Source organism: Polyangium sp. y55x31, from assembly GCF_029946505.1.
Taxonomy (GTDB): domain Bacteria; phylum Myxococcota_A; class Polyangia; order Polyangiales; family Polyangiaceae; genus Polyangium.
In genome coordinates this window covers 176,659-202,505 of record NZ_JARZHG010000013.1, presented here as the reverse complement: position 1 = coordinate 202,505, position 25,847 = coordinate 176,659, and the positions used below count along the sequence as shown (strand labels likewise).

Annotated in this window: 19 protein-coding genes; 5 read left to right on the top strand and 14 right to left on the bottom strand. The window is 67.9% G+C overall.

Features of this window, described 5'->3' with window-relative positions; genetic code table 11:
• Positions 1-22 precede the first annotated feature (22 nt).
• The 5 genes from QHF84_RS23525 to QHF84_RS23505 all read right to left on the bottom strand — a co-directional run bounded on the left by QHF84_RS23525 (position 23) and on the right by QHF84_RS23505 (position 9,660).
• The gene (locus QHF84_RS23525; RefSeq protein WP_281315629.1) at positions 23-4,615 is read right to left on the bottom strand and encodes a multicopper oxidase domain-containing protein; all 4,593 of its coding nucleotides are present in this window, start codon (positions 4,613-4,615) and stop codon (positions 23-25) included.
• A 237-nt stretch (positions 4,616-4,852) separates the two neighbouring features.
• On the bottom strand, positions 4,853-6,241 hold the full coding sequence (locus QHF84_RS23520) for an ABC transporter substrate-binding protein (protein ID WP_281315628.1): 1,389 nt from the start codon (positions 6,239-6,241) through the stop codon (positions 4,853-4,855).
• Between the two features lie 182 nt (positions 6,242-6,423).
• Complete coding sequence (locus QHF84_RS23515; protein WP_281315627.1) at positions 6,424-7,071, bottom strand: SCO family protein; 648 nt, start codon at positions 7,069-7,071, stop codon at positions 6,424-6,426.
• Between the two features lies 1 nt (position 7,072).
• The gene (locus QHF84_RS23510; RefSeq protein ID WP_281315626.1) at positions 7,073-7,672 is read right to left on the bottom strand and encodes an SCO family protein; all 600 of its coding nucleotides are present in this window, start codon (positions 7,670-7,672) and stop codon (positions 7,073-7,075) included.
• On the bottom strand, positions 7,669-9,660 hold the full coding sequence (locus QHF84_RS23505) for a hypothetical protein (protein ID WP_281315625.1): 1,992 nt from the start codon (positions 9,658-9,660) through the stop codon (positions 7,669-7,671). The genes QHF84_RS23510 and QHF84_RS23505 overlap by 4 nt, the downstream gene beginning before the upstream one ends.
• A 350-nt stretch (positions 9,661-10,010) precedes the next feature.
• Between QHF84_RS23505 and QHF84_RS23500 the strand changes: the two genes are divergently transcribed.
• Positions 10,011-10,757: a hypothetical protein gene (locus QHF84_RS23500; protein ID WP_281315624.1), complete on the top strand. Its 747-nt coding sequence runs from the start codon at positions 10,011-10,013 to the stop codon at positions 10,755-10,757.
• Positions 10,758-10,760: 3 nt separating this feature from the next.
• The gene (locus QHF84_RS23495) at positions 10,761-11,615 is read left to right on the top strand and encodes a SpoIIE family protein phosphatase (protein WP_281315623.1); all 855 of its coding nucleotides are present in this window, start codon (positions 10,761-10,763) and stop codon (positions 11,613-11,615) included.
• Here the strand turns inward: QHF84_RS23495 and QHF84_RS23490 are convergent.
• A complete protein-coding gene (locus QHF84_RS23490; RefSeq protein WP_281315622.1) occupies positions 11,612-13,783 on the bottom strand; it encodes a right-handed parallel beta-helix repeat-containing protein in 2,172 nt (723 codons plus the stop codon). The genes QHF84_RS23495 and QHF84_RS23490 overlap by 4 nt on opposite strands.
• A 150-nt stretch (positions 13,784-13,933) precedes the next feature.
• On the opposite strand from QHF84_RS23490, the gene QHF84_RS23485 reads away from it, so the two are divergent.
• Positions 13,934-14,407 (top strand): hypothetical protein, encoded by a 474-nt coding sequence (locus tag QHF84_RS23485; protein WP_281315621.1) that lies wholly within the window; start codon positions 13,934-13,936, stop codon positions 14,405-14,407.
• Between the two features lie 268 nt (positions 14,408-14,675).
• Here the strand turns inward: QHF84_RS23485 and QHF84_RS23480 are convergent, their stop codons facing one another.
• A complete protein-coding gene (locus tag QHF84_RS23480; RefSeq protein ID WP_281315620.1) occupies positions 14,676-14,951 on the bottom strand; it encodes a zinc ribbon domain-containing protein in 276 nt (91 codons plus the stop codon).
• A gap of 180 nt (positions 14,952-15,131) precedes the next feature.
• Here QHF84_RS23480 and QHF84_RS23475 point away from each other — a divergent pair, with 180 nt between their 5' ends.
• Positions 15,132-16,574: a VWA domain-containing protein gene (locus tag QHF84_RS23475; protein WP_281315619.1), complete on the top strand. Its 1,443-nt coding sequence runs from the start codon at positions 15,132-15,134 to the stop codon at positions 16,572-16,574.
• Between the two features lie 29 nt (positions 16,575-16,603).
• The gene (locus QHF84_RS23470) at positions 16,604-17,392 is read left to right on the top strand and encodes a dienelactone hydrolase family protein (RefSeq protein WP_281315618.1); all 789 of its coding nucleotides are present in this window, start codon (positions 16,604-16,606) and stop codon (positions 17,390-17,392) included.
• A 57-nt stretch (positions 17,393-17,449) separates the two neighbouring features.
• Here the strand turns inward: QHF84_RS23470 and QHF84_RS23465 are convergent, their stop codons facing one another.
• From QHF84_RS23465 to QHF84_RS23435, 7 genes are all read right to left on the bottom strand, one after another.
• Positions 17,450-18,460, bottom strand: coding sequence for a methyltransferase (locus QHF84_RS23465; protein WP_281315617.1), 1,011 nt, complete (start codon positions 18,458-18,460; stop codon positions 17,450-17,452).
• Between the two features lie 60 nt (positions 18,461-18,520).
• Positions 18,521-19,366 carry a carbohydrate ABC transporter permease gene (locus QHF84_RS23460; RefSeq protein WP_281315616.1) on the bottom strand — a complete coding sequence of 282 codons (846 nt, stop codon included), beginning with the start codon at positions 19,364-19,366 and terminating at the stop codon, positions 18,521-18,523.
• Positions 19,363-20,238, bottom strand: coding sequence for a sugar ABC transporter permease (locus QHF84_RS23455; RefSeq protein WP_348652875.1), 876 nt, complete (start codon positions 20,236-20,238; stop codon positions 19,363-19,365). The genes QHF84_RS23460 and QHF84_RS23455 overlap by 4 nt, the downstream gene beginning before the upstream one ends.
• Positions 20,239-20,296: 58 nt before the next feature.
• Entirely contained in the window at positions 20,297-21,652 is a 1,356-nt protein-coding gene (locus QHF84_RS23450; RefSeq protein WP_281315614.1) for an ABC transporter substrate-binding protein, read from the bottom strand.
• A gap of 63 nt (positions 21,653-21,715) precedes the next feature.
• Positions 21,716-22,732 (bottom strand): diacylglycerol kinase family protein, encoded by a 1,017-nt coding sequence (locus QHF84_RS23445; RefSeq protein WP_281315613.1) that lies wholly within the window; start codon positions 22,730-22,732, stop codon positions 21,716-21,718.
• A 48-nt stretch (positions 22,733-22,780) separates the two neighbouring features.
• Positions 22,781-23,686, bottom strand: a complete 906-nt coding sequence (locus QHF84_RS23440; protein ID WP_281315612.1) for a hypothetical protein — start codon at positions 23,684-23,686, stop codon at positions 22,781-22,783.
• A complete protein-coding gene (locus QHF84_RS23435; RefSeq protein ID WP_281315611.1) occupies positions 23,683-25,536 on the bottom strand; it encodes a hypothetical protein in 1,854 nt (617 codons plus the stop codon). Before QHF84_RS23435 ends, QHF84_RS23440 begins: the two co-directional genes overlap by 4 nt.
• Between the last annotated feature and the right edge of the window lie 311 nt (positions 25,537-25,847).

The following is a 25,847-nucleotide window of genomic DNA, read 5'->3' as shown; positions in this document are numbered from 1 at the left end:
GCGCCGGGCCGAACGCGGCCGTTCAGGGGGACACGCGCAAAATTCCCCAGAGGCCGTCCGTGTACCCGAAGCTGCCCTCGTCCCGGTAGAGGAAATCCCCGGTCACGCCGTATTTCCCGCCGGCGCCGTAAAGGGGCAGGATGTCGTGGGCCGTCTGGACGCTCGCCCCACCTTGCGTGGCGATCACGAGCGCGTCGGGATTCGCGCCCATCACCGTCGATTGCAGGAGATAGGGGCGACGGTACCACGCGGCGCCCCACAACGTGAAGGCGTGCTGTCGCGCGTGTCCGGAGGGCTGGACCTGCCGGATTCGCACGGCTTGCCCGACGGTGGCCCGGAAAATCGGCGTGGCCGGATCTCCGAACACGAGCGAATCGTGGATGCCGCCGAGCTGCCGCTCGTTGATTTCATTGAAGTCGACCTCGGGACGGAGCCCCAGGCGCGCCCAGATCGGCTCGGTCCTGTAGTTCCACGCCTTGTGCCCCGTGTCCTCGGCGTCGTCCTCCCCGCCGAGGTTCCGGATGGCGTTGCCGCAGTTGAGATCACCATTTTCGCAGAGGAAGCGCGAATCGTTCGACCGCAGGGGCACGTCGTCCTGGAGCAGCAGGACGAACTCGCGGAACGAGCTCGCGCCCCCGAGGCCCGGGTACGTCACGGTGGCCTGCGCGTCGCTGTCGGGATCGACCACCCAGGTCGCGAGCGCCGGCTCGATCACGAGCGTGCCCACGCCGCCGTGCGCCCCTCCGTGCACCACGTCCGCCATGTTGCGCAGGTTGATCGCGCCGAACTCGATGGGCCGCGGCTGTTTGCCCTGCCAATCGCCGGCATACCAGACGTAGGTGCGCTCCTCGCCCGGCGCCACGGTCTGCGGGAGGTTTTTCCCGACGTTCGCGCCGTCGGAGACGCCCACGTCGTACGTCACGAGCTGCGGGTGCAACCCGACATGGCTCGATTTGCGCACCTGGTTCGTGTTGAACCCGTCGACGATCGGCGGGTAGTAGCTCCAGTGGGGCGACTGGGGCAACGTCTCCGGCAGCTCATTTCGCAGCGTCACCTGGATGCACTCGCCCGCGGCGGCGCGCAGGACGAGCGGCTCGGGGCGCCGCAGCCCGTGACGGAGATCGTCGAGATGCTCCTCGCGGACGAAGAGAATGGCCTCCGGGTCGAAGAGATCGTACTCGTCGTTGTACGTGAGCCGATCGCCAGGCAGATTCCCCGCCGCAGGGATGGCGACGACGTGATACGCGCGCACCGGCGCGCCTGCTGGACAGACGCGCGGGTCCGTGTCGTAATGTTTGCCCACGGACACGCCTGCCCACGGGGAGCCCGGGAGCGGCTTCAGCCAAGGCTTTCGCTCCGCATAGCAGCGCATGAGCCCCCACATGCCGTTCCAGAGATCGTCCGTCGGCGCGCTCGCGTACAGGTAATCGACGGCGTCGACGCCGCTGTAGCTCGCCCACCGGCTGTCCGGCATCACGAATTCGAGGTGCTCCGAGATGCCGATCGCGTCGGCGTTCGAGTATCCGCTGTCGGGATCGGCGTACTCGTGGAGCCATTTGCTCCCGTGGAGGGTCCACACGTGCTGCTCCTCGTGGGCCCCCTGGATCAAACGAATCTGCACCGGGTCCGACGGATAGGCTTCGAGCAGCGGCGTCGCGGGATCGCCGTGCAGGTCCGAGCGGAAGACGTTGTGCATCTCCCCTTTCGGACCGGGCTTCTGCGCGAACTCGCCGTAGGGGTCGTACGCGCCGATGCGCAGCGGGATGGGCTCGTTGCGGTAATTGATCAGCATGGTCCCCGGATCCGCGGCGGAGATGGCCTCCGGCGGGACGGGCACTTGTTCGACGGCGAGCGGCAGGGCCGCCTCGACGCGCCCCGGTGGATTCACGGGCTCGCCGTACTTGTCGTAGGCGAGCGCAAAATCGGCGAACGCGAGGTTGAATTCGCGGAACGCTTTGCCGGCGGGCGGGAGGACGTCGGCGCGGTAGCTCGTCGGGCCGCCGTCGGGCCGTGTCCCGAAAGGGATCCCCGTCCTCGAATCCTTGTACGTCGAGCCCGCGGGCTCGATCACGAGGGCGCCATAAAGGCCGTGCTGCTGATGCGAGCTCGCCGCGAGATGATCGTGGGTGAACACGGTGCGCAAGGTGCGATCCCGGCCGAGGTCGTCGACGATCGGAGAGGCCCACCAGCGTTGCGTGGTCGTCTGCGCGCCGAGCGGCGCCTCGGCGATGCGCGGGTGCGCCTTCGGCGTCAGCATCAAGCGTGCGCCGTTCGGCGCGATGGCGCCGCCGCTCAGGTTCGCCGCCGCGATTCGTTCTTCGACCTCCCCGCCGGTGAACGTCCCGTCCTCGTAATTGAATCCGTTCGACGAGCCGTCCGCGCTCGTCACGTCGAACTGAACGAGGTGAATGTGCTGCCCCGTGGTGTCCGTCGGCGTGCGGACCTGGAAAGCGTCCTCGTCGAGCGCCTTGGGCAAGAGGTTCGTCGCCTCGTACTGGATGCAGTCGTTCGAGTTTGCACGGAAGAAAAACGGCTCCGGCGGCCTCTTGCCTGCGTACGTCGCGGGGACGTCCTCTTCGAGCACGGTCATCCGGAGCTGAGGATCGTGCCAGCCCGCCTGGTTGAGCAATCCGTTGATCTCGATGTACGCGGCGCGGAACGTGCGCTGCGGGGTATTTTTGGGGCACGGATCGGCGAAAGGCGCGCCCTTCGCGGGGGCCCTGCCATTGACGAAGAAGCGGGCCGTGTATCCGAGCGGCGTACGCGTCGGATAACTCGCGCCTGGCCAGCCGTGCAGCGTCACGTCGGGCTTTCCGCCGGGAAACGTTCCGGCGTGAAAGGACATGGCTCGCTCCTCCGACGCCGTCCCGTTCTGCGGAAGGAGCATGAGCTCCGCTTGGAGGATCTCCACGTCGAATCGCGCGACCCCGTCGCCGCGCACGATGGCCTCCTCGGGCACGTGACTCACCTTGTGTCGCGGCAACCCGCCATCGAAGACCATGTCGAGGGGTGGCTGCGGCGGCCTGTGGCCCGGGTCGGCGGGAATGTAGAACGGATATCCCGGCATCGCCGGCCTCGTCACCTTTTTCCCCGCGACGACGACCTGCGTGCTCTCGAACGTGGGCATCGGCGCCATGCCGCGCTGGGGAATGGGGACGACGGCCGGGGTCGGGGTGCCATTCGGGATCTCGCCGTCCGGAAGCCTGCGAGACGCGGATCCGTCCTCGAAGACGTCGTGCACACGGAGCAGCCCCCACATACCCTGCGCGAAATGAGGATAGAGATGGCAATGGAAGATCGCATCCCCGGGCGTGAGGACACGGTTGCCCGCGCCGCCGAACATCAAATCGTACGTGTACGTGCTGCCGGGGCCGACGGTCTGTGAATCACGGACCATGGCGCCCTCATTGCCTGGTGTTTGCAGCCACTGGTGGGCATGCAGGTGGAAGACGTGCGTCTCCTTGGGGCCTGCGTGCAGGTTCCGGATGCGGACCGGATCCCCCAGATAAGCGTGATGAACATTCGACGGATCGTCCGGGAAGAGGGCCTCCGCCGCATCCCCCTCCTCGTCGCGCGACACGACGATGGCCGGATCGCCGTTCACCCAGGACGAAAGAAAAAATTCCTCGAACTTGCATTCGGCGCAGTCGGCGGCGGGCCCGAGGCGGGCGCGGTTGGCGAGCAGCTCCGCGCCGAGGCCCGCGGCGCCGTAATTGATGCCGAAGCCGTCGCGCACACCGTGCAGGCTCGGATCCGCGTCGAGCTCGGGAAACGCTTGCACGGCCCGGAGCTCGTCGTGGAAGAGCACCGTCATCTCGCGGAAATGGCCCTGATCCTTGGAGTTCACGGTCCCCGCGTCGGTGCTCGTGTAGCCGGTGATGACGGCGTTGAGATCGCTGTGCACGATTTCGAGCGCGCCATCCCGCTCGTCGAGGATGCGTACGATGGGCGTCCCGTCCGGATACGTCGCGTCGTAATCGATACGCGGCGGCACGAGCGGGCCCTGATCGAAGGTCGCCACGGCCGCGAGATCGTCGCCTGTGAGCTGCGAACGGTACCAGACCGCATTCCGCGGCTCGACGTGGACGGCGCCGAAGAGCCCGAGCACGGTCTGCCCCCCGAGGCCCTGGCCGCCTGTCATGGCCCCGCCGCTATGCGCGAGGAACGTGCCCTCGTGGTCTGCGTGGAATCGATAGGTGCCCATATGCCCCGGCGCGACGAGGGAGGCCTTGTTGTACCCGACGTTTCCGCCGAGAGAGACCTGATCGAGCGCCTGGAGCCCGTTCACGTGGAACGAGGCGCGCCGGGTCGCGGTCGAATCCGACCCGACGTCCCCTCCAACGTGAAACGGCACCTCTGCGTCCGCCGAGATGTCGTCCACGGTGGGGGCGAGCCAGTTCTTGAAATGAACGACCAGATTGTCGCCCTCGTTGACCCGAAGCACGAGCGGCCGCGGTCGTTTCCGGGGATCCAGCATCGCATTCCCGGGGCCGATCGGCATCGACGGATCGATGGGGACGACGTCCCGCTCGAGCGCGTAGATCATCCCATCGGGGTTCCACGCGCCAAACCGGTTGTACACGTACACCTGGTCGATGGCGACGACGCGCGCCACGATGGTACGGCCTCCCGGAGGCGGGACAATCTGTTCATGGTCACGCGCGCCGCCGAGGAAAACAGCGTCCTCCTCCATCGCATCGGAGCGCGACGGCCCGTCGGGCTCGCTCCCGCCACACCCCGAGATCAGAAGAGCGATGGATACACATCTCCAGAAACGATTCCCAATGTTTGGCATGGCATACTCCCGGCACATCGAATCGATGAGCCACACGAGGATGTTCGATGGAATGGTTCAGGGAAGAGGAGAGGCCACGAGCCAGTCCGACACGCGCACGATTTCTCGCGCGGCCGGATCGACCCGAACGAGGTAGGCGCCCATCACGCCGGTGCGAAGTCCGCGGCCGAACGAGACCGGCGCCGAGAAGCCGACCTCGAAATCACGCAATGTCTCGAGCGCGGCGACGAACCCCCGCCGCGTCGGCCGGCTCCCTGCGCGGCGAAGGCCCTCGATCAGGATCCGCGCGGCGACCTCCGCCGATGCGGCGAGCCCGATCGAACCGGCCAAGGCCCCGCGCCGATGGAGCCGCGCGCGCAAGTCGCGAACGAATGCGGGGACCCGATCGTCGACAAGGCCCGCATGCAAGAACGTCGTCCGGTCCGCGGCGCGACGATCGAGCGCCGCGGGATCGTCCCCGAGAATCGCCGATGGGGCATAGATCGCCACGTCGACGTCGGCGGCAAGCGCCCGGACGAACGCACCGAGCTCTGCCGCCGTCCCGCCAAAGAGAATACCACCGGGCGCACGCGCGTGCACCTCGGCGGCAGCCGCCGTCGCGTCGAAATGATCCGAGAGAATGAGCCGCTCGGACGGCGTGGGCAGGGCTCGCCGGGACGCCTCGCGCGCGGCCCCGTCGCGGAGCGCCCGACCCGACGCGTCGTCGTGCGCGATCACGTGAAATGCGGAGGTTCGCCCCGCGGTCGCCGCGTGCCCGATGGCAATCTGCGCGAGGACGTCGAAGCCGGGCCGCACCTGAAAGACGCGCTCGGCATTCCGAGGTGCGGACCCGAGCGGACCGATGTGCGGGATCTCCTCGCCGTCGTCGTCCCGGAGCGGCTCGGTCGTGGGAGCGCTGGCGAGCACGACGAACACGTCACGCCGCGCGAGGCGCTCTGCCGCCGCAATCGCGCCCCCGGGGCCGCTGGAATCCTCGATCACGACCTCGATGCGACGCCGAAACACCCCGCCCTGCGCCTCGACCTCGGCGAATACATCGGCGATCACCGCCGCGAGCGCCTTGCCCTGCGCCGCACTCGGGCCCGAGAGCGGCCAGGCCGCGCCCACGCGAATCGCGCCCTCGGTCACGCCCGGCTCGCGTTCGTGCCCGAGGCAATGCAGATAGGCCCTCAGGTCCTCGATTTCCGGCATACCGAGCGTGAACCTCGGCATCGCCGGTCCGAGGCGCCGCGACCCGACCCGTCCCTCCCGGATTGCAGCCGCGAGCGTCGCGTCGTCATGGGCGGGGCGACCTCTTCGTGCATCGGGGACAAACAGGCGCTCCGCAAGAAGCGCCGGCGCGGCCACGCCGCCCTCCTCGGTTCCTTCGCCCGAAACACCGTGGCAACGCGCGCACGCCGCGCTTTCGCCCGAAAGCGCGGCGCCTCCCTCGCCGAGCAGACCCACGATGGGCCATCCATCTCGGGCCCGGCCCTGGTGATAGATCGCCTTCCCGCGTCGCGCTTCAGGTCCCAGGGTTTTACAATCCAACCCTGCATTCCTTGGCGCATCTGCGTCGGGCCCACTCACCCCTCCGAGGAGCATTGCACAACCGAGCCCTACGAAGACGCCCATCCCCCAGCGCGTGTTCACGGCGCCTCCGCATTCTCCGCGTGCGAACGGAGCGCCGAGAGCTCGGCGCGCAGGCGCGCGGGGGAGACGAGCCCGTCGACGAGGACGAACCGCCCCCGTCCATCGCCGAGCACGGTGAGCGGGCGATGCTCCTCCTTGACCCTGGCCTCGCCGCCGAGCGCGCGGATCACCCGCGAAAGACGATCCGGCCGGCCGGTGAGAAATGTCCAGCCTTCGCGCCGCCCGAACTTGTCCGCATAACGCTTCAATGCCTCGGGGCCATCGATGGCCGGATCGAGGGTGATGGACAAAAGGCGCACGTCGGGGCCGAGAGAATCCCCGAGGTCCCGGGCGACACGCGCGAAGACGGCCGTCATGGGCGAGCAGATCGTCGTGCACGTCGTGAAGACGAACTGGACTGCAAAAGCGCCCGTGCCGAGCGCGTCGCGAAAACGTACCGTCTGCCCGTCCTGATCGACGAGCTCCACGTCCGGCACGACGACCTCGGCGATGGGTGTGACGCGCACGTCGGCCCCGGAAGATGGAAGCGAAATGGGCACCGCGCCCTTCCCATCGGCCGAATCCTCGCATCCCTGCGCCAGCAAGGCGGCGCAAACGACGATGAGGACACGCGCGCGCCTCTCATTCCTGTTTGTCCGTTCCATGTCACCGCTGCGGATCGTCGATGTGATCGACCAGGTACACGATGTCCTCGGGGCGCGCCGTCGCCTGGGTCTTCACCCAGTTCCCCGTCGAGAGATTACCGACGTAGAGCGTCGTCGCGTGGTCCTCGGGCTTGCGCAAGGCGCCCCCGATCCTGCCGAGCACCTTGTTCACGTTGTCCGGCGCGCCTGTCAGGAAAAACCATCCGGCCGTGGCGCCATACTGATCCGCATACCGTTTCAGCACGGCCGGCGTATCGTTCTCCGGATCGGCCGTGACCGTCAGGATGTGGATGTCCTTGCCCACACGCGCGCCGAGGAGCCGCTGCACCTTCGCGAGGTTCGCCGTCATGGCCGGACAGGCGCCCTTGCACGACGTGAAGGCGACGTTGATGAGCACCTTCTTTCCTCGCAGGAGATCGTCGTAAAAATGCCGGACCTTGCCGTCCTGATCCACGACCTCCGTATTGGTGAAGTATCGCGCCGCCGGGTCCTCGTTCGCCCTCGGGCCAGCGGGCGGCGCCTCGGCCACGACCGGCGCGGAAACGAGCGCGGGCAAGAGCCCGAGCGAGACCTGCAGCGCCAAGATGATCTTACGCTTCATGTTCCACCTTCCCGGGCCCGAACGCCGAGCCGCAGCGACGCGCGCCGCCCGAGCGAATCGTCGCCCCCGGACAAACGCACGACCAGCCGATATGGTCCGGGCAATGACGGGTTCACGTTGACCGAATACACGCCTTCCCCCTCGTCGCGCGGAACGCCGCGCCACGCGTATCCCGCAGGGTCCCGCGCGAAGAGCACCGTGAGCGCGCGCGCCTGCACGGGCTCCCGCAGCCGGAAGCGGAGCGTCGCGGGGCGCCCGGCGACGAGCCGCTCGCCCGGATCGAAGAGTGGTTCGAGCTCGAAGGGCTCCTCCCGCAGGCGCGGCTCGGCCTCGGGGAGCGACGATTCGAGGCAAGCCGTGATTTTGCGGGGCGATTCGAGCTGCACGGCCACGTCGAGAATGCCGCCACGGTCGAGACGGAGCGGCGCCTCGTAGACGCCCGGCTCCGTTTCGCGCAGCGATCGATCCACGAGGCGAACGGCGCGCGGCGAACGCCCGTACGCGGGGTGCGTCGCGACGGGCGCCATCATTCCCTCGACGTAACCATACAGATTCCGATCCACGGGATGCGCGACGATCATGCCGCCTCCTTCGGGCAAAGGGGCCATCGGGGCAGCGAACGTCGGAGCGTCGATCGCGCCCGGCGCCGCTTGCCCCATCGCCACCTGGACGAGCTTCGGCGATTCGTTTTTCTCGATGCCGGCGAGCCCGAACATGGAAAGGTGGCTCGATCCGAGCTCCCGCACGTAGGCGTAATGGCGCGTGAACACGACATGGTCCGGCCGTGACAAACCATTCGTCGTCCGTACGATCTTGCCTTGGGACGCATCGAACACGTGCGCGGCGCCCGCGTCTTTCTGGACGATCCAGGCGAACCTGCCGGGGGGCGCGAATGCGATCGACGAAGCTCCTCGGCCCATTGGGATCCGCGTGGTGACCGTCCGGCCCGCTTCGTCGACGATCACGAGCTCGCCATCCTCGCGCGCCGCGAGGATCATCGAGGCCTCGTCGCTGCCCGCGACCGCGACGACGCCCTTGCCCACGTTCACGTCGGCGAGGAGCGCGCCTCGTTCCGCGTCGAAAACACGAAGCGATTCGCTGCCGGATGCCGACACCCAGGCGCGCTCTCCACCCGCGACGAAAACGATCTCCTGATGGCCTTCGCCTCCGGCGAGCGTCTGCCGCTTTTCGGGCGCGTCCCGATCGAGCACGCTCACGGTTCCATCGCCGTCGTTCGCGACCCAGAACGAGCGGCCCTTGCCGCGGGCCACGATTCGCGTGGGTCGATCCCCGACCTCGACGCTGCCTCGCGCGCGTCCGCGGAGCACGTCGACCTCCGTGACCACGTCGCGCTCCGGGATCGTCACGAACACCGACGCGCCCTCCGGCGCGGCTGCCCAATCCGCAGCCTGGCCGGGCAAGGCCACGAGGCTCTGGAGCTTGGTTCGCGAAAGGGCGACGCGAGGGTCGATGATCGAGAGCGTCGGGTCATCATTGAGCGAGAGGACGAGGTATCCATCGAGGACAGCCGCCGGCCGCGCCGACAGGAACCCGCCGGCGAAGCTCGCGACGAGCTTTCGACAGGCATCCGGATCGAGCGCGGCCGCCCCCTCTTTCCGTTCGGATAGCCATACACGCGGCCCGAGGCCGGTCGCGGGCATTCCTGTCGCGGCGTCCTTCAAGCCGAGCACGGCGCGCGCCATTCGAGGCGCGCCGGAGCCGCTTTTCTCGTCTTCTTCGAATGCGAGCTCGAAGGAGATCGTCAGGCCATTCTGCGTGACCTCGACGGACGCCGGGGTCGCCGGCGCATCCTCGATCACCGGATCCGGTGCATGCGTCGTGATCGAGGGCTCCTCCGGCCGATCACGCTTCGTGCATCCGACGGCCTGGAGCAGAAAAGGAGCCAGCGCTGCGGCGAGCGCGCGTCTGTCCGCTGGGGCCGGACGATAGGAACTCTGCCTGCGCTTCACGACACACTTTCGGTCCATTGCCACGGCTCCTCGGAGCGGAGGAATTTCCGGTCTCCCCGATCGTCGCGCGACTTGGATGATCGAGGGTAGTGCTGCGCTCGCACGGCCCCGTGCGGATCGTGCTGAAAGGCATCGCGCACGAAAGCGCCTTGGGCGTCCCCGCAATCGCTGACGGCGACGGAATGGGGCCCTCGGCTTTTTCCGACGGCACCTCGAGCCCGGCCCGAGGCTTTCCAGGCCACGGAACTCGCGTACGCGGATCGTCGGGCCGATCAGGCCCCCTTCGTTCAGCTTGCAGCGCGAGGCCGGTGCGAGATACGATGTCCGCACGGTCCGCAGATCACGGGCCGAGCCGGGAGGGAACGACCTTGAGCTGGCATATCACGGTAGGGCAGAAATACGCGAGGCACCTCGGCGCGGTGTCCCTCGGCGTCGGTTTGCTCGGCGCGCCGGCCACGTCTGCGGCGCAGTCGCAGAAGGCGCTCCCTGCGCCAGCCCCTCCTCCCCCGGCCACGACAGCGCCGGCGCCGGGCTCACCGCCCCCCACGGCGGCGGCGCCGCTCCCGCCTGGCACGCCGCCGCCCGGCGCGCAGCCGGGCCAGCCACCGTACCCGTACCCGTATCCGTACCCCTATCCTTATCCGTACGGACAACCGGGGTATCCGCCTCCGCCTCCCGGGTATGGTTATCCCGCCGCCGAGGCCGAAGAGCAAAAGCCCGTCATGCCGTACAAGGGAGGCCTCGTTCCCCCGGGATACGTGCTCGAGGAACGCGTTCGCAAGGGGCTCGTCATCGCGGGCAGCGTGGTCTTCGGGACGTTTTACTTTTTCACGGCGGTAGGCGGGGCGGTGGCCGAATCGAACCGGGCCCCCTGGCCGGCGCTGTTCGTGCCCGTGATCGGCCCATTCATCGTCGCCGGGGCGGGCGATTTCAGCGGATCCGACAACATCGCGAGGCCCCTCCTCGTCTTCGACGGCCTCGTCCAGGCCGGCGGGGCGGCCATGCTGATCGCGGGGATCGTCGCCAAGCAAAAGGTCCTCGTGCGGGAAGACCTCGCCGCGCGCCCCGAGTTTTTCGTAGGGCCGAGGTCCGTGGGAATGAAAATGAGCTTCTGAGGGATGCCGCCCTCCCTCGCGCTCCACGCCGCTGCGCGCACGCGAATGAGCACGCGCTCGTTCGCGTGCACGCACGGTGAAAACGACGACCGATGGCGAATCGACGAGCGCCGCGGCCTTTTCCTCGTCGCGGACGCCTCCGGCCCGACGTACGGCGGTTATTACGCGCCCTTCGGCGTGGATCCCGGACTCGCAGCCCTTGCCGAGGCGCTCGACACGGGCAGCGTCGAGGATGGCGAGGCTCGGCTCCGGGCGGCCCTGTGGGCGGCGAATTCCACGATGCGGGCCATGCACGACCGGCAGGAGGAGGTATACAAAGCTTTGCTGCAAAGGCGCGGCGATGATGACCGGCTGCATGCCTCCCTCGACGCCGCGGATGCGCTGCGGGATCGCCGCCGCTGGCCTCATCGCGTCTTTTCGCACCACGCCACCTCGTGCACCGCCCTGTATGCCTGGTGTGGAAATCGCATGAGTGTCGCGCAGGTCGGGGTTTGTCGGGCTTACCGTATCCGCGGCCGTACGATCGAGCTACTGCTCCGCGACCACACCCTGCGCAGCTACGTGGAGGCCCAGGGCGGTGAGATGGAGTTGCTCGAAACACACGCCAGCGTGTCCACGCGAATGCTCGGACACCTCCAGGGGCCCGACCAGCTCGATACCCGGACCGTCGAGGTCGAGCCCGGAGATTGCTTCGTGCTATGCACCGATGGCCTCTGGTCGTCCCTCGACCCAGAGCGGATCCGGGACATCATCGTCGAGAAAAACTCGGCCCCCGACGGTGGAGTCGACGCCCTGCTCCGAGCCGTCGAGGAACCGGCTACCGACGACACCACCGTCGTCGTGATCGTGGCCCGTTAGCCCTTCGCTTTCGCTCCGCGCCGCCGTCGCGAAAGCCCCCAGGCAAGCGCGCCGAATGCATAAAGCCCGATCCCCGGCGCCGCGCCGTCCCCGAGGCGGCACCCGCAACCGCCCTCGTCCCCGGCCGCGCCGTCGCCATTGCCGCCCGCGCCATTGCCTTCCCCGCCGCTTCCGCCGGCGCCGCTCGACGAGGCCCCGGAGCCGCCGTCGGGCAATCCGCCGTCCGGCAGCGGCCCCACGCCTCCGCGCTCGAACGCGCCGAGATCGGGCGCCGTGCCGACCACGAATCGATCGTTGATGCCCTCGATCACCACGCCGACGTCGACGAGCCCGCTGCCCTCCACCGGCGTGAAATCGCCGCCCTCCGCGTCCTCGTACTGGGGCTCGACCTGGAACCCGTGGCTCTCGATCGTGCCCGAGCCCGCGAGCTCTGCGATGCTCGCATACTTCACGTCGAGCCATTTCACGAACCGCGGCGTCCCGTCGAGGATGTCCGTGAACAGATTGTCCCAGTCGAGGTCCACGGGCCCGCTCGGCGTGATGCTGCTCTCGATGACGTAACGGTGCGACGCCCAGATGTTGTTCCGCGTGATCAAATTCGCGAACGGAATCGTCGGGGCGATCGCCTGCGCCTCCGCAAGCTCGGCAGCCGGGCGGCTCGTCGTGTGATAGACGAGCATGAAGCCCTGCGAGCCGTTGTTCACCTTGAGCGCGTGCTCCTTGAAGCCGTCGATCACGTTGCGCACCACGAAAAGCGGGCCGACCTCGATCGGCGCGAGCGACACGCCGTTCAGCACGCCGCGCATGTGGTTGTTCCAGAGGCGCACGTTCACGCAGGCCCCCTCGGGTTCGAGCCCGTCGTCGCCGTGCTCGGCGAGCACGTTCTCGTAGACGTCCGTATCCGGGGCGACCGCCTCCGAAGAATCGTCGAAACTGCCGATGTACACCCCATTGAACGTGCCGGAGAGCTGGTTTCGCCGAACGACGTTGCCGGCGCCGCCCGTGATGCCGATGGCGCTCGCCTCGGGGGTATGGGCCTTGACGGAGCTCCACGGCCACGACCAGATGCTCGTGTCGCGGACGACGTTGTCCTCGATGACGTTCTCCGCCGCGAGGGGCCTGCGCACGCGGATGCCGGCATTCATGTGGTGAATGTGGTTTTTCCGGACCCACGCGCGCGCCGTGTCGCGCACGTCGATGCCCGCGCCCTCGGCGTTGGCGCCGAGGTGACGAATCTCGAAGCCCTCGACCACGACGTCGGTGACCGTGTCGAGGAGAATGCCGACGTTGCGGATGGCCACGTGAATCGTATGCCCGGCGGGCGATCCGCCGTCGGGGAGCTTCAAGTAAATCTTGCCCGCGGCAGCGTCGACGTAAAACCCGCCGGCGAGGCCCGCGGCGGCGGCCTCGAGATCCGCGAGGGAGCCGTAATCGTAGAGGCGCACATCGTCCACGGCGACGTACTGCGAGGCCCCGGAGAAAGGCGCCGCGTAGATCCCATTGCCTTCCGATTGGAAGACCGATCCGTCCTCGAGCGCCGGATCGGAGCCGTCGAGGATCGCGCCCGGCTCGGCCACGAACCAGACGGGGTTTCCCGCGGCGCCGCCGTGATTCCCCTCGACCGTCACGGTCTCGCGATAAACCCCGGCCGCGACGTGCACGACCGTCCCCGGGCCCGCCGCGGACGCCGCGGCGCCAATGCTCTTGAACGGCTTGCCTTGGGATCCGTCGTTTCCATCCGTGCCATTCTTCGCGTCCACGTAAAGGTGCTTGCTCCCCTGCGGCGGAGGTGCGTCGTCACGCGTGCGGATCGTGCCCGTGACCTCCTGGGGCGCGCCGTTGTCGGGATCGTCGAGCGTGACGCGCACCTCGTATTCCGTCGCGGGCTCGAGAAAGAGGGCGCTGCCGCGGCGCCCGCCCGACGTGCGGAGGAGCGGATGGCCGGACGTGAAGCTCGCGTCGCCGGCTTTGCGAAACGCGAGCTTCACGGCGGCGTCTCCGTCATCGTCCCCCGAGACCACGGCCGTGACGCCCACGGCGTGAATCGTGGGCCGGAGCGTGAGGTTGCCGAGGGTCGACGTATCCGCGGCATGGACGGAGCCGGCAGTTCCGGCGGCGAGTAGAAAGAGGGAAGAGGAGAGAATCGGACGCAGAGAGCATCGACGCATGGGCCGGGATCTTACGCGCAACCGGGACGGAGCGAAAAGAGAATTTTCAGTCCGTTCCGGGCACACCGCAAAAAAGCGGGATTTCCCGGATTGCGGACCATACTGCGGCCGTGTATGAGCGTGGAGAACGACAGAAAAGGAGACCGAGCCATGACGAACGCAATGCCCGCCATGAACATGCCGATGCCGATGCCGATGATGTCCTCGTCGATGCCCATGATGGGCTCGCCCATGCAGGGTATGCCCATGATGAACATGATGCCTGGTATGTCCGGCATGCCCATGCCCGGAGGGATGATGCCCGGCATGATGGGCATGATGCCCGGCATGATGGGCATGGGCATGATGCCCGGGATGATGCCCATGATGCCCATGATGGGAATGATGCCCGGCATGATGGGCATGGGCATGGGCATGGGCATGATGCCGGTGATGTGCCGTATGACCTATGAAATGACGAAGGACGGGATGACCTGCAAATTGACCCCCGGCGACGGCATTTCCATGGACATGATGAAGGAGCGCGGCGAGGCCATGGCCCGCATGATGGCCGCCGGTATGCCCTTGATGTTGATGTGCGGCGGGATGCCGATGATGATGTGTATGCCCAGCACGGCGAAGTAACTCGCGCGGCGAGCCGCTTCCCCGTTTACATCGCGGGCCAGACGGGCACCCAGAACCAGACGGGCACCCAGACGAGCACGACCGGCGACGCTTCTGTTTTCCGGCGCTGCTCGTCTGCGCGCTTCCTTCGCACCTCGTCAAGATCGATTATACGAGCGCTGCGCTGGTTCATCGGACGACCCTCCAACAAAGCGTGGTGTCGTCCAACATAACGGACGCCGTCCGTTCGATCAAGTCCCTCCGAAGATCTGGCACGCCTCAGCCGAGCTCAAGCGAGGCCGAGCTGTTTTTCCAGAGCATCCACGGCGTTCTTCGCGTCGAGGAGCGAGGATTTCCGCGCTTCTCGGTAGAGCCGGATCGCCTCGATCTTGTTGCCCGCGCGCAGCGCGTCGACGACCCCGGCCGGCATGCCGCCGGGTCCGCTCGCCTGCGATGTGCCGCCGGGCGCGCCGGGCCACGCGAGTACGGCGCGGCAATAAAAACAGGCGGCGCTGCCCGCTTGCGCAGGCGCCCCGCAGTTCGGGCAATGAACGGTGGAGACCATGGCGAAAGCCTACCCGATTCGCGCTGAGGGCACGAGGCCGAGCACGTCCCAGCTCGCACGCCGGGCGGGGCCGCCCTTCACGACGAGGCGTAGATCCGCGGGCAGAACGAGCGCGACCTGTTGACACGCCGCCAAATCTTCCGGCGCCTTCGTGCGTCTTAGGCGGGCTCCGGAGTCGCCATGAGAGATCTCGCGTTTCGTTCGTCGATACACCTCCTCCTCGTCGCCGCCGTCTTCTTCGTCCTCGGCTGCGGACCGGCCGCGTCGCCCTCGGGCGCGCGAGATCCGAACGCGGTCCGCGTGGAGGCGCTGCTCGGTTCGCCCATGCTCCTCGCGAACGGGGACAGCACGGTCTACGCCGTCCTCCGTATCGCCACGGCGCCGCGCCCCGCGCGCGAGCGTGGCCCGGTGAACGTCGCGCTCGCAATCGATACCTCGGGCTCGATGGAAGGCGAGGGAATCGTGGCCGCGCGCCGCGCGAGCCTGCAGGTGATCGACTCGCTCAAGGATGGCGACCGGCTCGCGGTCGTCGTGTTTCATTCGAAGGCCGAGGTCCTCCTCGAATCGACCGAGCTCGACGACGAGGTCCGCGAAGAGGCGCGCCGGCGCATCGCGGCCATGGAGGCGAGCGGCACGACCGAAATGGCGGGCGGGCTCCAGACGGCGCTCGACCAGGTGCTCCTGCATTACAATCCGAATGGCGTGAACCGCGTCGTGCTCCTTGGCGACGGCATCCCGAACCAGGCGGCAAACCTCGAATACACCACGAAGAGGGCCGCCGAGCGCGGCGTCGCGATCACGACGCTCGGGCTCGGGCTCGATTACGACGAGACGCTCATGGGGAAAATCGCGAACATGTCCGGCGGGAGGTACCGCTACATCGAGAGCGCGGACAAACTCGCGGGGTTCTTCCGGGAGGAGCTCGATCGCCTCGACACGGTCTACGGCCGCCAGGCCTCGGTCAGGCTGACGCCCGGCCCCGGCGTCCGGATCGACACGATCGTTGGTAATGAAGTGATCTCGCCGGGCAGCGCCGCTGCCTACTTGCCGCTCGGCGACATCGTGCGCGGGGACAGCCGCGACGTCGTCGTTCGAATGACGGTGACGCCGCGCAAGGCGGGCGTGCCGATCGAGCTGCTCGACGCGGTGCTCACGTTCGAAGACGCGCTCGAACAGGCCGGCCGCCTCGAGCGGCACCTCTACCTCGGCGCGCGGACGACGCTCGACGAGGCCGAGGTCGCGAAGGCGAAAAACCCCGCGGTCGAGCTCTCGGCCGCGCTCGCCGAGGCGTCCGCGACGACGCTCCAGGCACTCGAGCTCGGCAAGCAGGGCTCGTACGTACGCGCGCGCGGGATGCTCGAAAAGGGCGCCGCGGCGGCCCTCGCGCAATCGAAGCGCACGCCGAGCGCCGAGCTCGACAAGCTCGCGGCGAACATGACCTCGGTGGCCAAGGACATGCCCGAGGCCGATCGCCCGGCCCCGCCGTCGAAGTCCCCATCGGGCTACGAATACGAATTCTCGGACGACACCATGTCCACGCCCATGCCGATGCCCTCGGAGGCCCCCTCCGTCGTTCGCAAGCGCAAGGAAGTGCATCAGCAGGCGGTCGAGTCCCTTTATTGAGGGAGGGATCCGCGCTAGCATGCGCGGCCATGGCCATCGAGCTCGACGGTTTCAAGCGCGAATCCTTCACCCACGACGGCGCCGAGAAAGACGTTTACCGTCGCGGCAGCGGGCCCGGCGTCGTCATCATGACCGAGATGCCCGGCATCACGCCTTCGGTGATTCGTTTCGCCGAGCGCGTCGCCGCCGAGGGGTTCACGGTCTTCATGCCGCAACTCTTCGGGACGCCGGGAAAACCGCTCTCGATGCCCTACGCCCTCACCGAGCTCGCGCGCGCCTGCATCTCGCGCGAGTTCGCCGTGCTCGCGGCGAACGAATCGAGCCCCCTCGTCGATTGGCTGCGCGCGCTCTGCCGCCACGTGCACGCGGAGCTCGGGGGCAAGGGTGTCGGCGCGATCGGAATGTGCATCACGGGCAATTTCGCGCTCTCGCTCATGGTCGATCCCACGGTCGCGGCGCCGGTGCTGAGCCAGCCGTCGCTCCCGATCGGCCTCGGCGCGGCGCGCCGCGCGGGCATGCACATATCGGAGCGTGATCTCGCCGCGGTGAAGGAGCGATGCGCGGCCGGCGCGCAGGTGCTCGCCATGCGATTCACGCACGACGCACTTTGCCCGGGCGAGCGCTTCGTCTCCCTGCGCAAGGAGCTCGGCTCCGCGGTCGAGACCATCGAAATCGACTCGGGTCCGGGCAACCGCTGGGGCCTCCCGCAGCGCGCCCACTCGGTCGTGACGAACGACCTCGTCGACGAGGCGGGTCACCCCACGCGACAGGCGCTCGACCGCGTGCTCGCGTTTTTCACCGAGCGCCTGCGCGGGTAACCCTCAGCGCGCCGCTGCATACCTCCGCCACACGCGCGGAAGGCGTGCCCCACGACGTCAGGCCGCGATGCCCTCCAGAATGACGACGGAGTTCGCGGTCGGAATCACGCGGGCGATCTTCAAACCGGCGGCCTGAAAAAGCGCCTCGAACTCGGCCTCGGTGCGCTCGCGGCCGGGCACGACCGTCAGCATGCAGAGATCGAGCGCCTTGCTCGGGTGATCCGTATTCCCCGGCGGCATGAGCGCATCAATGACGAGCACGCGCCCTCCCGCGGCCATCGCTCGCCTGCAATGCTTCAGGATGGTCACGCACGTATCGTCCGCCCAGTCGTGCAGGATCCGCTTCAGCAGGTAAATGTCCGCGCCTTCCGGCACGGACGTGAAGAGATCGCCGGCAATGCGGTCGACACGCGCGTCGAGCCCCGCAGCCGCGATACGCCCCGGCTGCCCCACGACCTCGGGCCGATCGTAAAGCACGCCGTGCACCGACGGGTAGATCCGGAGCACCTCGACGAGCAGCCCACCGAGGCCGCCGCCCACGTCCACGACCCGCGAGGCGGCGCCGAAATCGTAGGCCTGGGCGACCGCCCGGTTGTCGGCGTCCGAGACGCCGGCCATCGCCTTGTCGAAGACCTCGCCGAGCGCCGGATGCTGGCTCAGGTATTCGAAAAACCCGACGCCGTGGCGATACTCGAACGCGCACTGGCCCGTCTTCACGGTATGAGGCAGATGCGCCACGGCCTCCATCGTGGGCGGGAGCGTGCCGAGCTGCACCATGCCTTGCATGGAAAACGGTCCGCCCGTGCAAAGGAGCTGGGCGGCCGGCGTGAGGTGGAATCGCCGCTCGTCGTCCTCGGTGAAGACGCCCTTCGACGCGAGCACGCGGAGGACGCGGTAAAGCGACAAGGGATGGGCATTCGCCTCGCTCGCGAGCGCCTCCGCGGTCTTCGGGCCCGTCGCGAGCCGGTCGGCAATGCCGAGCTGCACGACGGCATTGAGGGCGCCGGCATAAAAGCAACCCCAGGCGAGGTCCATGATGATTCCGACATGCGCGTCCGTGGAGTCCATGCCATTCAGCGTATCAAGCGTGCCGTACCCGAGCAAGGCATGCGGGGCGGCGAGGCTCGCTCAACCCTTCACGGCGCCCGCGGTGAGCCCCGCGATGATGCGCCTCTGGAAGACGAGCGCGAGCAGGACGAGCGGCATCGTCACGAGCACGGAAGCGGCCATCATCTGACCCCAGGGCACCTCGAACGCCGAGCTCGTCGTCGCGGAGAACGAGAGAATCGCGTAGGTCACGGTCCGTTTGTCCGGGGTTTGCATGAACGAGAGCGCGAAGAGTAGCTCGTTCCATGCGGCGATGAAGGAGAGCAATCCTGTCGTGACCATCCCGGGCGCGGCGAGCGGGAGCATGATCTTCGTGAAGAGCTGGAGCGGGGATGCGCCGTCCATGTACGCCGCCTCTTCGATCTCGGCGGGCACGGCCTCGAGGAATCCGGTGAGCACCCAGATGGTGAACGGCAACGTGAAGACGAGATAGGTCAGCGTGAGGGCCGGCAGCCGGTTGTAGAGGCCGAGCGCATTGACGAGCTGGAAGAGCGCGCCGAGGACGGCGATCTGGGGAAACAGGGTCATCGAGAGGACCACGTAGAGCACGACGCTCCGGCCACGGAATCGATACCGGCCGAGGGCGAAGGCCGCGAGCGCGCCGATGGCGAGGGAGACGAGCGTCACGGAGCTCGCCACGAGGACGCTGTTCAGCACCGCATGGAGGAAATCGGCGTTCGCGAGGACGTGACGATAATGTTCGAGCGTGGGGTGCTCGGGCCAGAAACGCGCGGGCGTCGAGAAGAGCTCGGCGTTCGTCTTGAACGAGGACACGAGCGCCCAGCCGAAGGGAAAAACGAGATAGGCGACGAGGGAAAGCACGGCCATTCCGAAGATCACTCGCCGCGCCATGGTCCGGGCCTTCATGCCTCCCTCCGCCGGAAGAGCGCCACGTAGATCACGATGAAGACGGCGATGACCAGGAAAATCGCGGTGGAGACGGCCGAGCCGTATCCCACGTCGGAGATGCTGACGAGGATCTCGTGGGCATACGTGGCCAGCGTCTGCATGTCGGGCCGGCTCCCGAACATCACATAAAAGACGTCGAAGACGCGTAATGCGTCGAGCGTCCGGAACACGAGCGCGACGAGCAGGGCCGGCCGGAGGAGCGGCAAGGTGATCTGCGTGAAGGCCTGCAGGCGCGTCGCGCCGTCCACGCGCGCGGCCTCGTAAAGCTCGCGCGGAATGAGCTGCAGGCCGGCGAGCAGGAGCAGCGCGACGAAGGGCGTCGTCTTCCAGACGTCGACGAGCACGGCCGCGGCGAGCGAGGTCCTCGGATCCGCAGTGAACGCGATCGGCTCGGAAACGAGCCCCAAGCGATTCACGAGGACGTCGTTGAAGACGCCGTACACGTCATTGTACATCCATTTCCACATCTGCGTGGACACGGCCGTGGGAATGGCCCAGGGGACGAGCATCGCCGCGCGCACGGCCGAGCGCCCCTTGAAACGCGCATCGAGGAGCAGCGCGATGCCAAGGCCGAGGGCGAGCTCCAGCATCACGGTGATCACCGCAAAGAACACGGTGAGGAGCAGCGCGTCGAGGAAAAACCCGTCGTGGACGAGCTCGGCATAATTCGAGAGCCCGACAAACCGCGGAGGCTCCTCGCTTCCGAGGCGGGTGTTCGTGAGGCTCAGATACAGGGTGTCGCAGAGCGGGTAGAGCGCCACGAAAGCCGTCACGACGAGCGCCGGGGACAAAAACGCCCACGCGACCCGGGCGCGCCGCCTCGCGCGAATCCCCGTGACCTCCCCTTGCTTTTCCGCCCCGCTCGCCGTCGTGCTCATCCCGTTTTCCTCACCGCAGCGAGCGCCGGATGCGCCGATCGATCTGCTCCAGCGCCTTCTCGGGGTCCGTCCCGTACAGCGCCTTGCTCACGCCTTGATAAAACGCGATGGAGACCTCGTTGTACCTCGCCCCCGCCTGGTTCGACGGCCTCGCGACGAGCGTCGCTCCCCGCACCCGTTCGAGGAAAGGTAGCACCCGGGCGACGTCCGGATCACTTTGCACCGCGGGAATCGTGGGAATGTAACCGCCGACGAGCGCCCGGAAGCGTTGCACCTCGGGGGAGCAGAGATACCCCACGAACGCGGTGGCCGCGTCCGGAAACCGCGAATACTTCGAGATGCCGAGCGTCCAGCCGCCCAGGGTCGCGCTGCTCTCGAAGCCAGGCTCGTGCGGCAGCGGCGCGACGTCGAAGAGCCCCTCGATCCGTGAGCCCTTCGTATTGCCGGCCGCGTACGCGTACGGCCAGTTGCGCATGAAGGCCGCGTTTCCTCCCTGAAACACGTTGCGCGCGTCCTCCTCCTCATACCCAGTCACGCCAATCGGCGAGATCGTCCCGACGAACCTGTGGAAACGCGCGAGGGCCTGCGCGGCCCGCGGGTTGTTGATCGTGGGCTCGCGGCCCTCCAGGATCGCGCCTCCACCGTACGAATGAATCCACTCGAGCGCATTGCAGGTGAGCCCCTCGTAGGCCTTGCCTTGCCAGACGAATCCGGCAAACGCGCGGCTGCGTGCGCGCTCCCCGCTTTGAATCGTCTTCGCCATCCGTTCGAGCTCGTCCCAGGTCGTCGGCGGCGCCCCGAATCCGTATTTCTGGAGAAGATCCGTCCGGTAATAAAGCATGCCGAAATCCGTGAAATAGGGCATGGCCACGAGCCGCCCTTGCACGGTATCGTTCCGGATGGCGGCTTCGAGGTGCGTGGCCGCGAGGCCCCCGAGCGCCTCGCCGAGGTCGAGCAAATGCGGGGCGAAAATGCCGGGCCAGACGATGTCGAGCGAGAGCACGTCCACGGCGGCGGAGCGCGCCTGGAAGAGGCGCAGGTAACTCGCATAGGTCTCGGTCGCGTCACGCGGGCGCAGGACGACCTCCACGGCAGCGCCCGTGTCCCGGGCGAACCGCTGCGCGAGCGCGCGATCGATCGCGGCGCCGATGCCAACGGACTCGGCGTAAAACACGAGCCGCGCGCCCGCATGCCGCCCGGCGCCACGCACGGGCGGCGGTGGCAAGCGGACCTCGGGGAGCTCTTCCGCCTCGTCCGTCTCCGCGCCCGGAGCGCGACGACAGCCGGAGATCAGCGCGGAAAGCGAGAGGGCACCCGCAGCCGCGAGGAAGGAACGTCGGGTCTGCTCGCCTCCTCTCGTGGACACGGTGACATCGTTCCCCGAACGGGCAGCGTCGTCAAACGTTTTGTCCTCAAACGGATCGGAGGATCATTCGTCCGGAACGATCAGCCGCAAGGCGCGAGGGAGGACCTCGATCGAAACTCGCTCGGCGCGCGGGAATTCTTCGCCGTCGAGCTGACAAGGCGGGGGCACGCCGCCCTCGGGGACGCGGAAGTGGACGTCGATCCGCGAAGCCCTCCGCGTCCCTGGAGGCGCAGCCGGGGCGACGAGCCCGGCGCGCGCGAGGAGGCCGACGGACAGGCCAAACGTGGCGCGGCTGAGCCAATCGCGACGGGTGGAAAAGGGGAATACCTCGAAGAGGCCGTCGTCGTGGCGTGACGTCGGATCGACCACCCATCCGCCCGCGTAAACGCGTGTCCCTCGAATCAAGAGCTCCGTGAGCCGTGCTTCGTAGCGGAATCCATCGGCGACGACGTCGGCGACGAAATCGACGTCCGTGCTCGGCGAAGAAACGAGCGTGCGGATCAAGGCACCCGCATACACGAGCTCATCGCGATAAAGTGCGAAGGCCCGGCCGAGATGCCGGGCACGATCCCGATCCACGTTGCGCGCCGCGATGACCGCGGCTCCAATGCCAAAGCCTACCGAATCGAAAAACGTCGCGCGCTCGATCGTCCTGCCGGCGCCGACCATTGCGTGGAGCGCCCCCGCGTCGAGCCGCGTCTCCCGGGCGGCCGCGAGGACATGGACGTTCCGCGCGAGCGCGCCCTCCCCTGCCCGCAACCCGAAGCTCAGGCCATGGTTGTTCGCGGTCCCCGCGGGCAGCATTCCGAGCGTAACCGCGTCCTTTCGCGGGCTTTCGAGCAGCCCCTCGGCGACCTCGCGGAACGTCCCGTCGCCCCCCATGGCAATGACGCATCGATAGGGCTCTTCCGCGAGCGCGTCCCGCACCACCTGCACGGTCCGTCCGCCGGGCTGCGTCGGCACGAGGCGCGTGGGAAGCCCAGCCGCACGAAGCAGACGCAACGCGACCTCGATACGCGCCGCATTACGCCCGCTCTGGGCCTGGGGGTTCGCGACGAGGAGGTGCGTGGGCGGCGTCATGCGAGGCAGAGTTTACCCGAAGCGGGCCGCCGTTTCACGCGCCCCGCTCTACGGCGGAGAGCCGGCGTCGAGCACGTACCTCGCGAAATCGGTCCCGCCGCGCCCGTCCCGAAGCACGAGCCACAAGAACACCCTCGAAGGCTCGTCGGGCGCGCGCCATGCGTTCGACACCACGGTCCCCATGTCGTCGGTTGCCCGTCCCGTCACATCACTCTCGAAGGTCCCCGCGGTGGCATACCAGGATACACGTAATGCCTCGCGCTGATCCACGAGCGCCTGCTTTCTCGGGTCGAAGGCGGGATACACCTCGGCGTCCTCGGCGCTCCATCCGACCTCGAATCTCACGTCCGCGCCCGCAGGCATGGCGTCGAGCGACGCGGGCGCGCCGTTCACGAACGCACGCAGCGGGAGGAGCTTCGGATTCCGATTGGGAACGTGGCGCGCGGCGAGCTCCACGGCGACGTCGAGCGGCGCATTCGGCAAGTTGCACGTGATCCGCTCGAACACGAACGCGGTCCGCTCCAGGGCTTCGAGGCGGACTGGCTGGTAAAACCCGCCCGTCGCGTCCGGGTCCCGCGGGCGGAAATCGCCGGGCGGCGTATCGGGGCCAAAAAGCGAACACGCGTCGGGCGGCGTCGTTGCCGTCACGCTCACGGAGACGCCCGCGATGGGCCGCACGGCATCGCCGAGGCACGCGGCGCTGACCGAACCGTTTTCGGTGAGTGGCTTCGGCGCCGCGCAAAAAGCCCAAACCACGGCGGCGCCCTCGAGCTCGCCGTCCGGCGTCACCACGAGCGCCTCGTACGCGACGGATTCGCCGGGCTTCGATTCGGGCGGCTCGCTGCGCACCGCGAGGATCCGCGGATCCGTCACGAGCGACTCGCGCTCGGCTTCGGGAGGGAAGCACCCCGCGAGGACGAGGAACGTCGTGGCCCACGAAGCGCTGCGTTTCACAGCTCGACCCTCGCGCCCAGAATGGCCAGCGCGGGCAAACCGGAGAGGAGGCCCTTGCGGCTGAAGTCGTAGTTGTAAACGATCTCCTCGGGGTTCTCCTGGTTCGTCACGTTCGTGATGTCGAGGGAAAGAACGACCGAGACGCGGCGCACGGCGATCGTCTTCTGCACGCGAAGATCCAGGGCCTGGAAGCTCGGAAGGCGAATCCCATTCTGCGCGCCGAAGATCGGCTGGAAGCGGCCGATCGTCACGTCGTCGAACGAGCCCACGACGGGCGTGCGCGGCGCGCCCGTGGCGTGGCGAAACCGGATCCCGAAGGTCCACCCGCGCCATTCGTAGCCGGCCGTCGCCGTGAGGACGTGCGTCTGATCGTGATCGAAGAGCCGCGAGGATGCATCCTCCGTGTAGCGTCGCTCGCTGCGGCTCGCGGTATAGGCGATCCATCCGTAAAGCCCATTCCGGAGCTGCCTACGCGCGAGGACTTGCATGCCGAAGCTCTCGCCTTCGCCGTCCTGCGTGAGGGCGGCGGCGAGCTTCGGGGTGGGGAGCCGGCTGCGGACCACGAGGTCGTCGAGGTTCACGAAAAAGCCGGTCACCTCGACGTCGAGGCCCGCGGGCAGGCGCACGGACGCGCCGGCGCTCGCGTGCACCGCGCGCGAGAGCTCGAGGTTTGGCGTGCCGAACACCGGGCCAAGGTCCTCGGCCGCGGGTGGCTGGTGGTAGAGACCGCCGCTCGCGGAGAACGTCACGTGCTCTACGGGTGACACACTCACCGAGAGCCGCGGATCCAGCGCCGGCAAGAGGTGGGACGAGCCGATGCCGGGGGTTTGTCCGACGCGCGGCGTGCCGCGGGAATTCTCCACGAGGAAAAGGTCGGCACGCAGCCCCGGCGTGACGAGAAAGGGCCCGAGGCGTAGCTCCGCGACGAGGAAAGGGCCGACGTCGACGATGTTGGTGCTCCAATCGTCAGCATTCACGTCGCTCCCCGGCGGCTGGCCAAAAACGTAAACATCCCCTTCCCTCGGAGGCAACGTGAGCGAGCCCTGGCGAAACAAGCTCGCGCGGGACGCGAGGGCGTCCACGCCGGCCGTCAAGACGACGGCGCGCGTGCTCGGGGCGCGATACGAGGCGCGCAGGCCATACCGCCACGTGAGCGTGTCCCGCGCCTGCGGCACGCCGCCGAACGAGACCTGTCGCTGATCTCGATCCCGTCCGAAAAAGGGCACGAGGACGATATTCGTGCCGTCGGGCAGGGCGCGCGTGTAACGCAGATAGAATCGTTGAAAGGAGGTCTCGGTCGATTCGACACGCGCGTTCGCGGGGTCGGACGACGGCTGCGCGCGCGTGAGCGCATCCCCCGCGCCGAGGAGCACCGCCGAGAGCTCCTCGTCCTCCCGGAGTGCGAGGGAAGCCTTGAGCTGGTAATCGTGATACCGAGGAATGGGAACGACGTCGAGGACGCTCGGCGGGGCCACGGCGGAGACGAGTCGATCGAAATGGCTCGCGCGCGCCGCGGCCGCGACGCGCACGCGATCGCCCACGGCGGCGCTCACCATGCCCGCGGCATCGAGGAAATCCGCGCCGATCGATCCGTGAATCCCCTCCGTCGGGAGCTCTTTCGTGGTCACGCGGACGAGGCCACCGAGCGCGCGGCCGTACTCGGCGCCATACGCGCCGGGCGCGAGATCGATGGATTGCACGAGGCCAGAGGGAAGCACGCCGCGAAGGCCATTGCCGTGGTAAAGGACCGGAATCTCGACGCCGTCCACGGTGACGCGGCTATCGCCGGGCGCTGCGCCCCAGAGGACGAGCCCTCCCCCGAAATACCCGCCGCGCGCGACACCCGGCAAGCTCTCGACGATTCGAAGCGCATCGTCCCGGGTTTCGCCTCACAAAAGCCGTGCCGGCACTTGCCACCCCCGCATTCGCCGTCCCCGCCGCACGTCTTGCACGTGGCGCTCGGTTGTCCCACGCGGCTCTCGTAAAAACACCCGCACGGCTCGGACGGGGTGTAGAGCGAAAGATCGCCTCCTTCGAAGGAACGCGTGACTTTCATCGCGCAATCGGGGACGAGGCCCTTCGCGATGACGACGTCGAGCGGATCGAACTCCGGCGCGGGAGCGACGGTCTTCGAGAGGATCATGTCGACGAGGTACCGCAC

What these genes read in the sequence shown, in the direction of transcription:
- QHF84_RS23515 (WP_281315627.1), bottom strand. Translation starts at nt 7,071, where the DNA reads ATGGAACGGACAAACAGGAATGAGAGGCGCGCGCGTGTCCTCATCGTC.
- QHF84_RS23510 (WP_281315626.1), bottom strand. Translation starts at nt 7,672, where the DNA reads ATGAAGCGTAAGATCATCTTGGCGCTGCAGGTCTCGCTCGGGCTCTTG.
- QHF84_RS23505 (WP_281315625.1), bottom strand. Translation starts at nt 9,660, where the DNA reads ATGGACCGAAAGTGTGTCGTGAAGCGCAGGCAGAGTTCCTATCGTCCG.
- QHF84_RS23495 (WP_281315623.1), top strand. Translation starts at nt 10,761, where the DNA reads ATGCCGCCCTCCCTCGCGCTCCACGCCGCTGCGCGCACGCGAATGAGC.
- QHF84_RS23490 (WP_281315622.1), bottom strand. Translation starts at nt 13,783, where the DNA reads ATGCGTCGATGCTCTCTGCGTCCGATTCTCTCCTCTTCCCTCTTTCTA.
- QHF84_RS23485 (WP_281315621.1), top strand. Translation starts at nt 13,934, where the DNA reads ATGACGAACGCAATGCCCGCCATGAACATGCCGATGCCGATGCCGATG.
- QHF84_RS23480 (WP_281315620.1), bottom strand. Translation starts at nt 14,951, where the DNA reads ATGGTCTCCACCGTTCATTGCCCGAACTGCGGGGCGCCTGCGCAAGCG.
- QHF84_RS23475 (WP_281315619.1), top strand. Translation starts at nt 15,132, where the DNA reads ATGAGAGATCTCGCGTTTCGTTCGTCGATACACCTCCTCCTCGTCGCC.
- QHF84_RS23470 (WP_281315618.1), top strand. Translation starts at nt 16,604, where the DNA reads ATGGCCATCGAGCTCGACGGTTTCAAGCGCGAATCCTTCACCCACGAC.
- QHF84_RS23465 (WP_281315617.1), bottom strand. Translation starts at nt 18,460, where the DNA reads ATGGACTCCACGGACGCGCATGTCGGAATCATCATGGACCTCGCCTGG.
- QHF84_RS23460 (WP_281315616.1), bottom strand. Translation starts at nt 19,366, where the DNA reads ATGAAGGCCCGGACCATGGCGCGGCGAGTGATCTTCGGAATGGCCGTG.
- QHF84_RS23445 (WP_281315613.1), bottom strand. Translation starts at nt 22,732, where the DNA reads ATGACGCCGCCCACGCACCTCCTCGTCGCGAACCCCCAGGCCCAGAGC.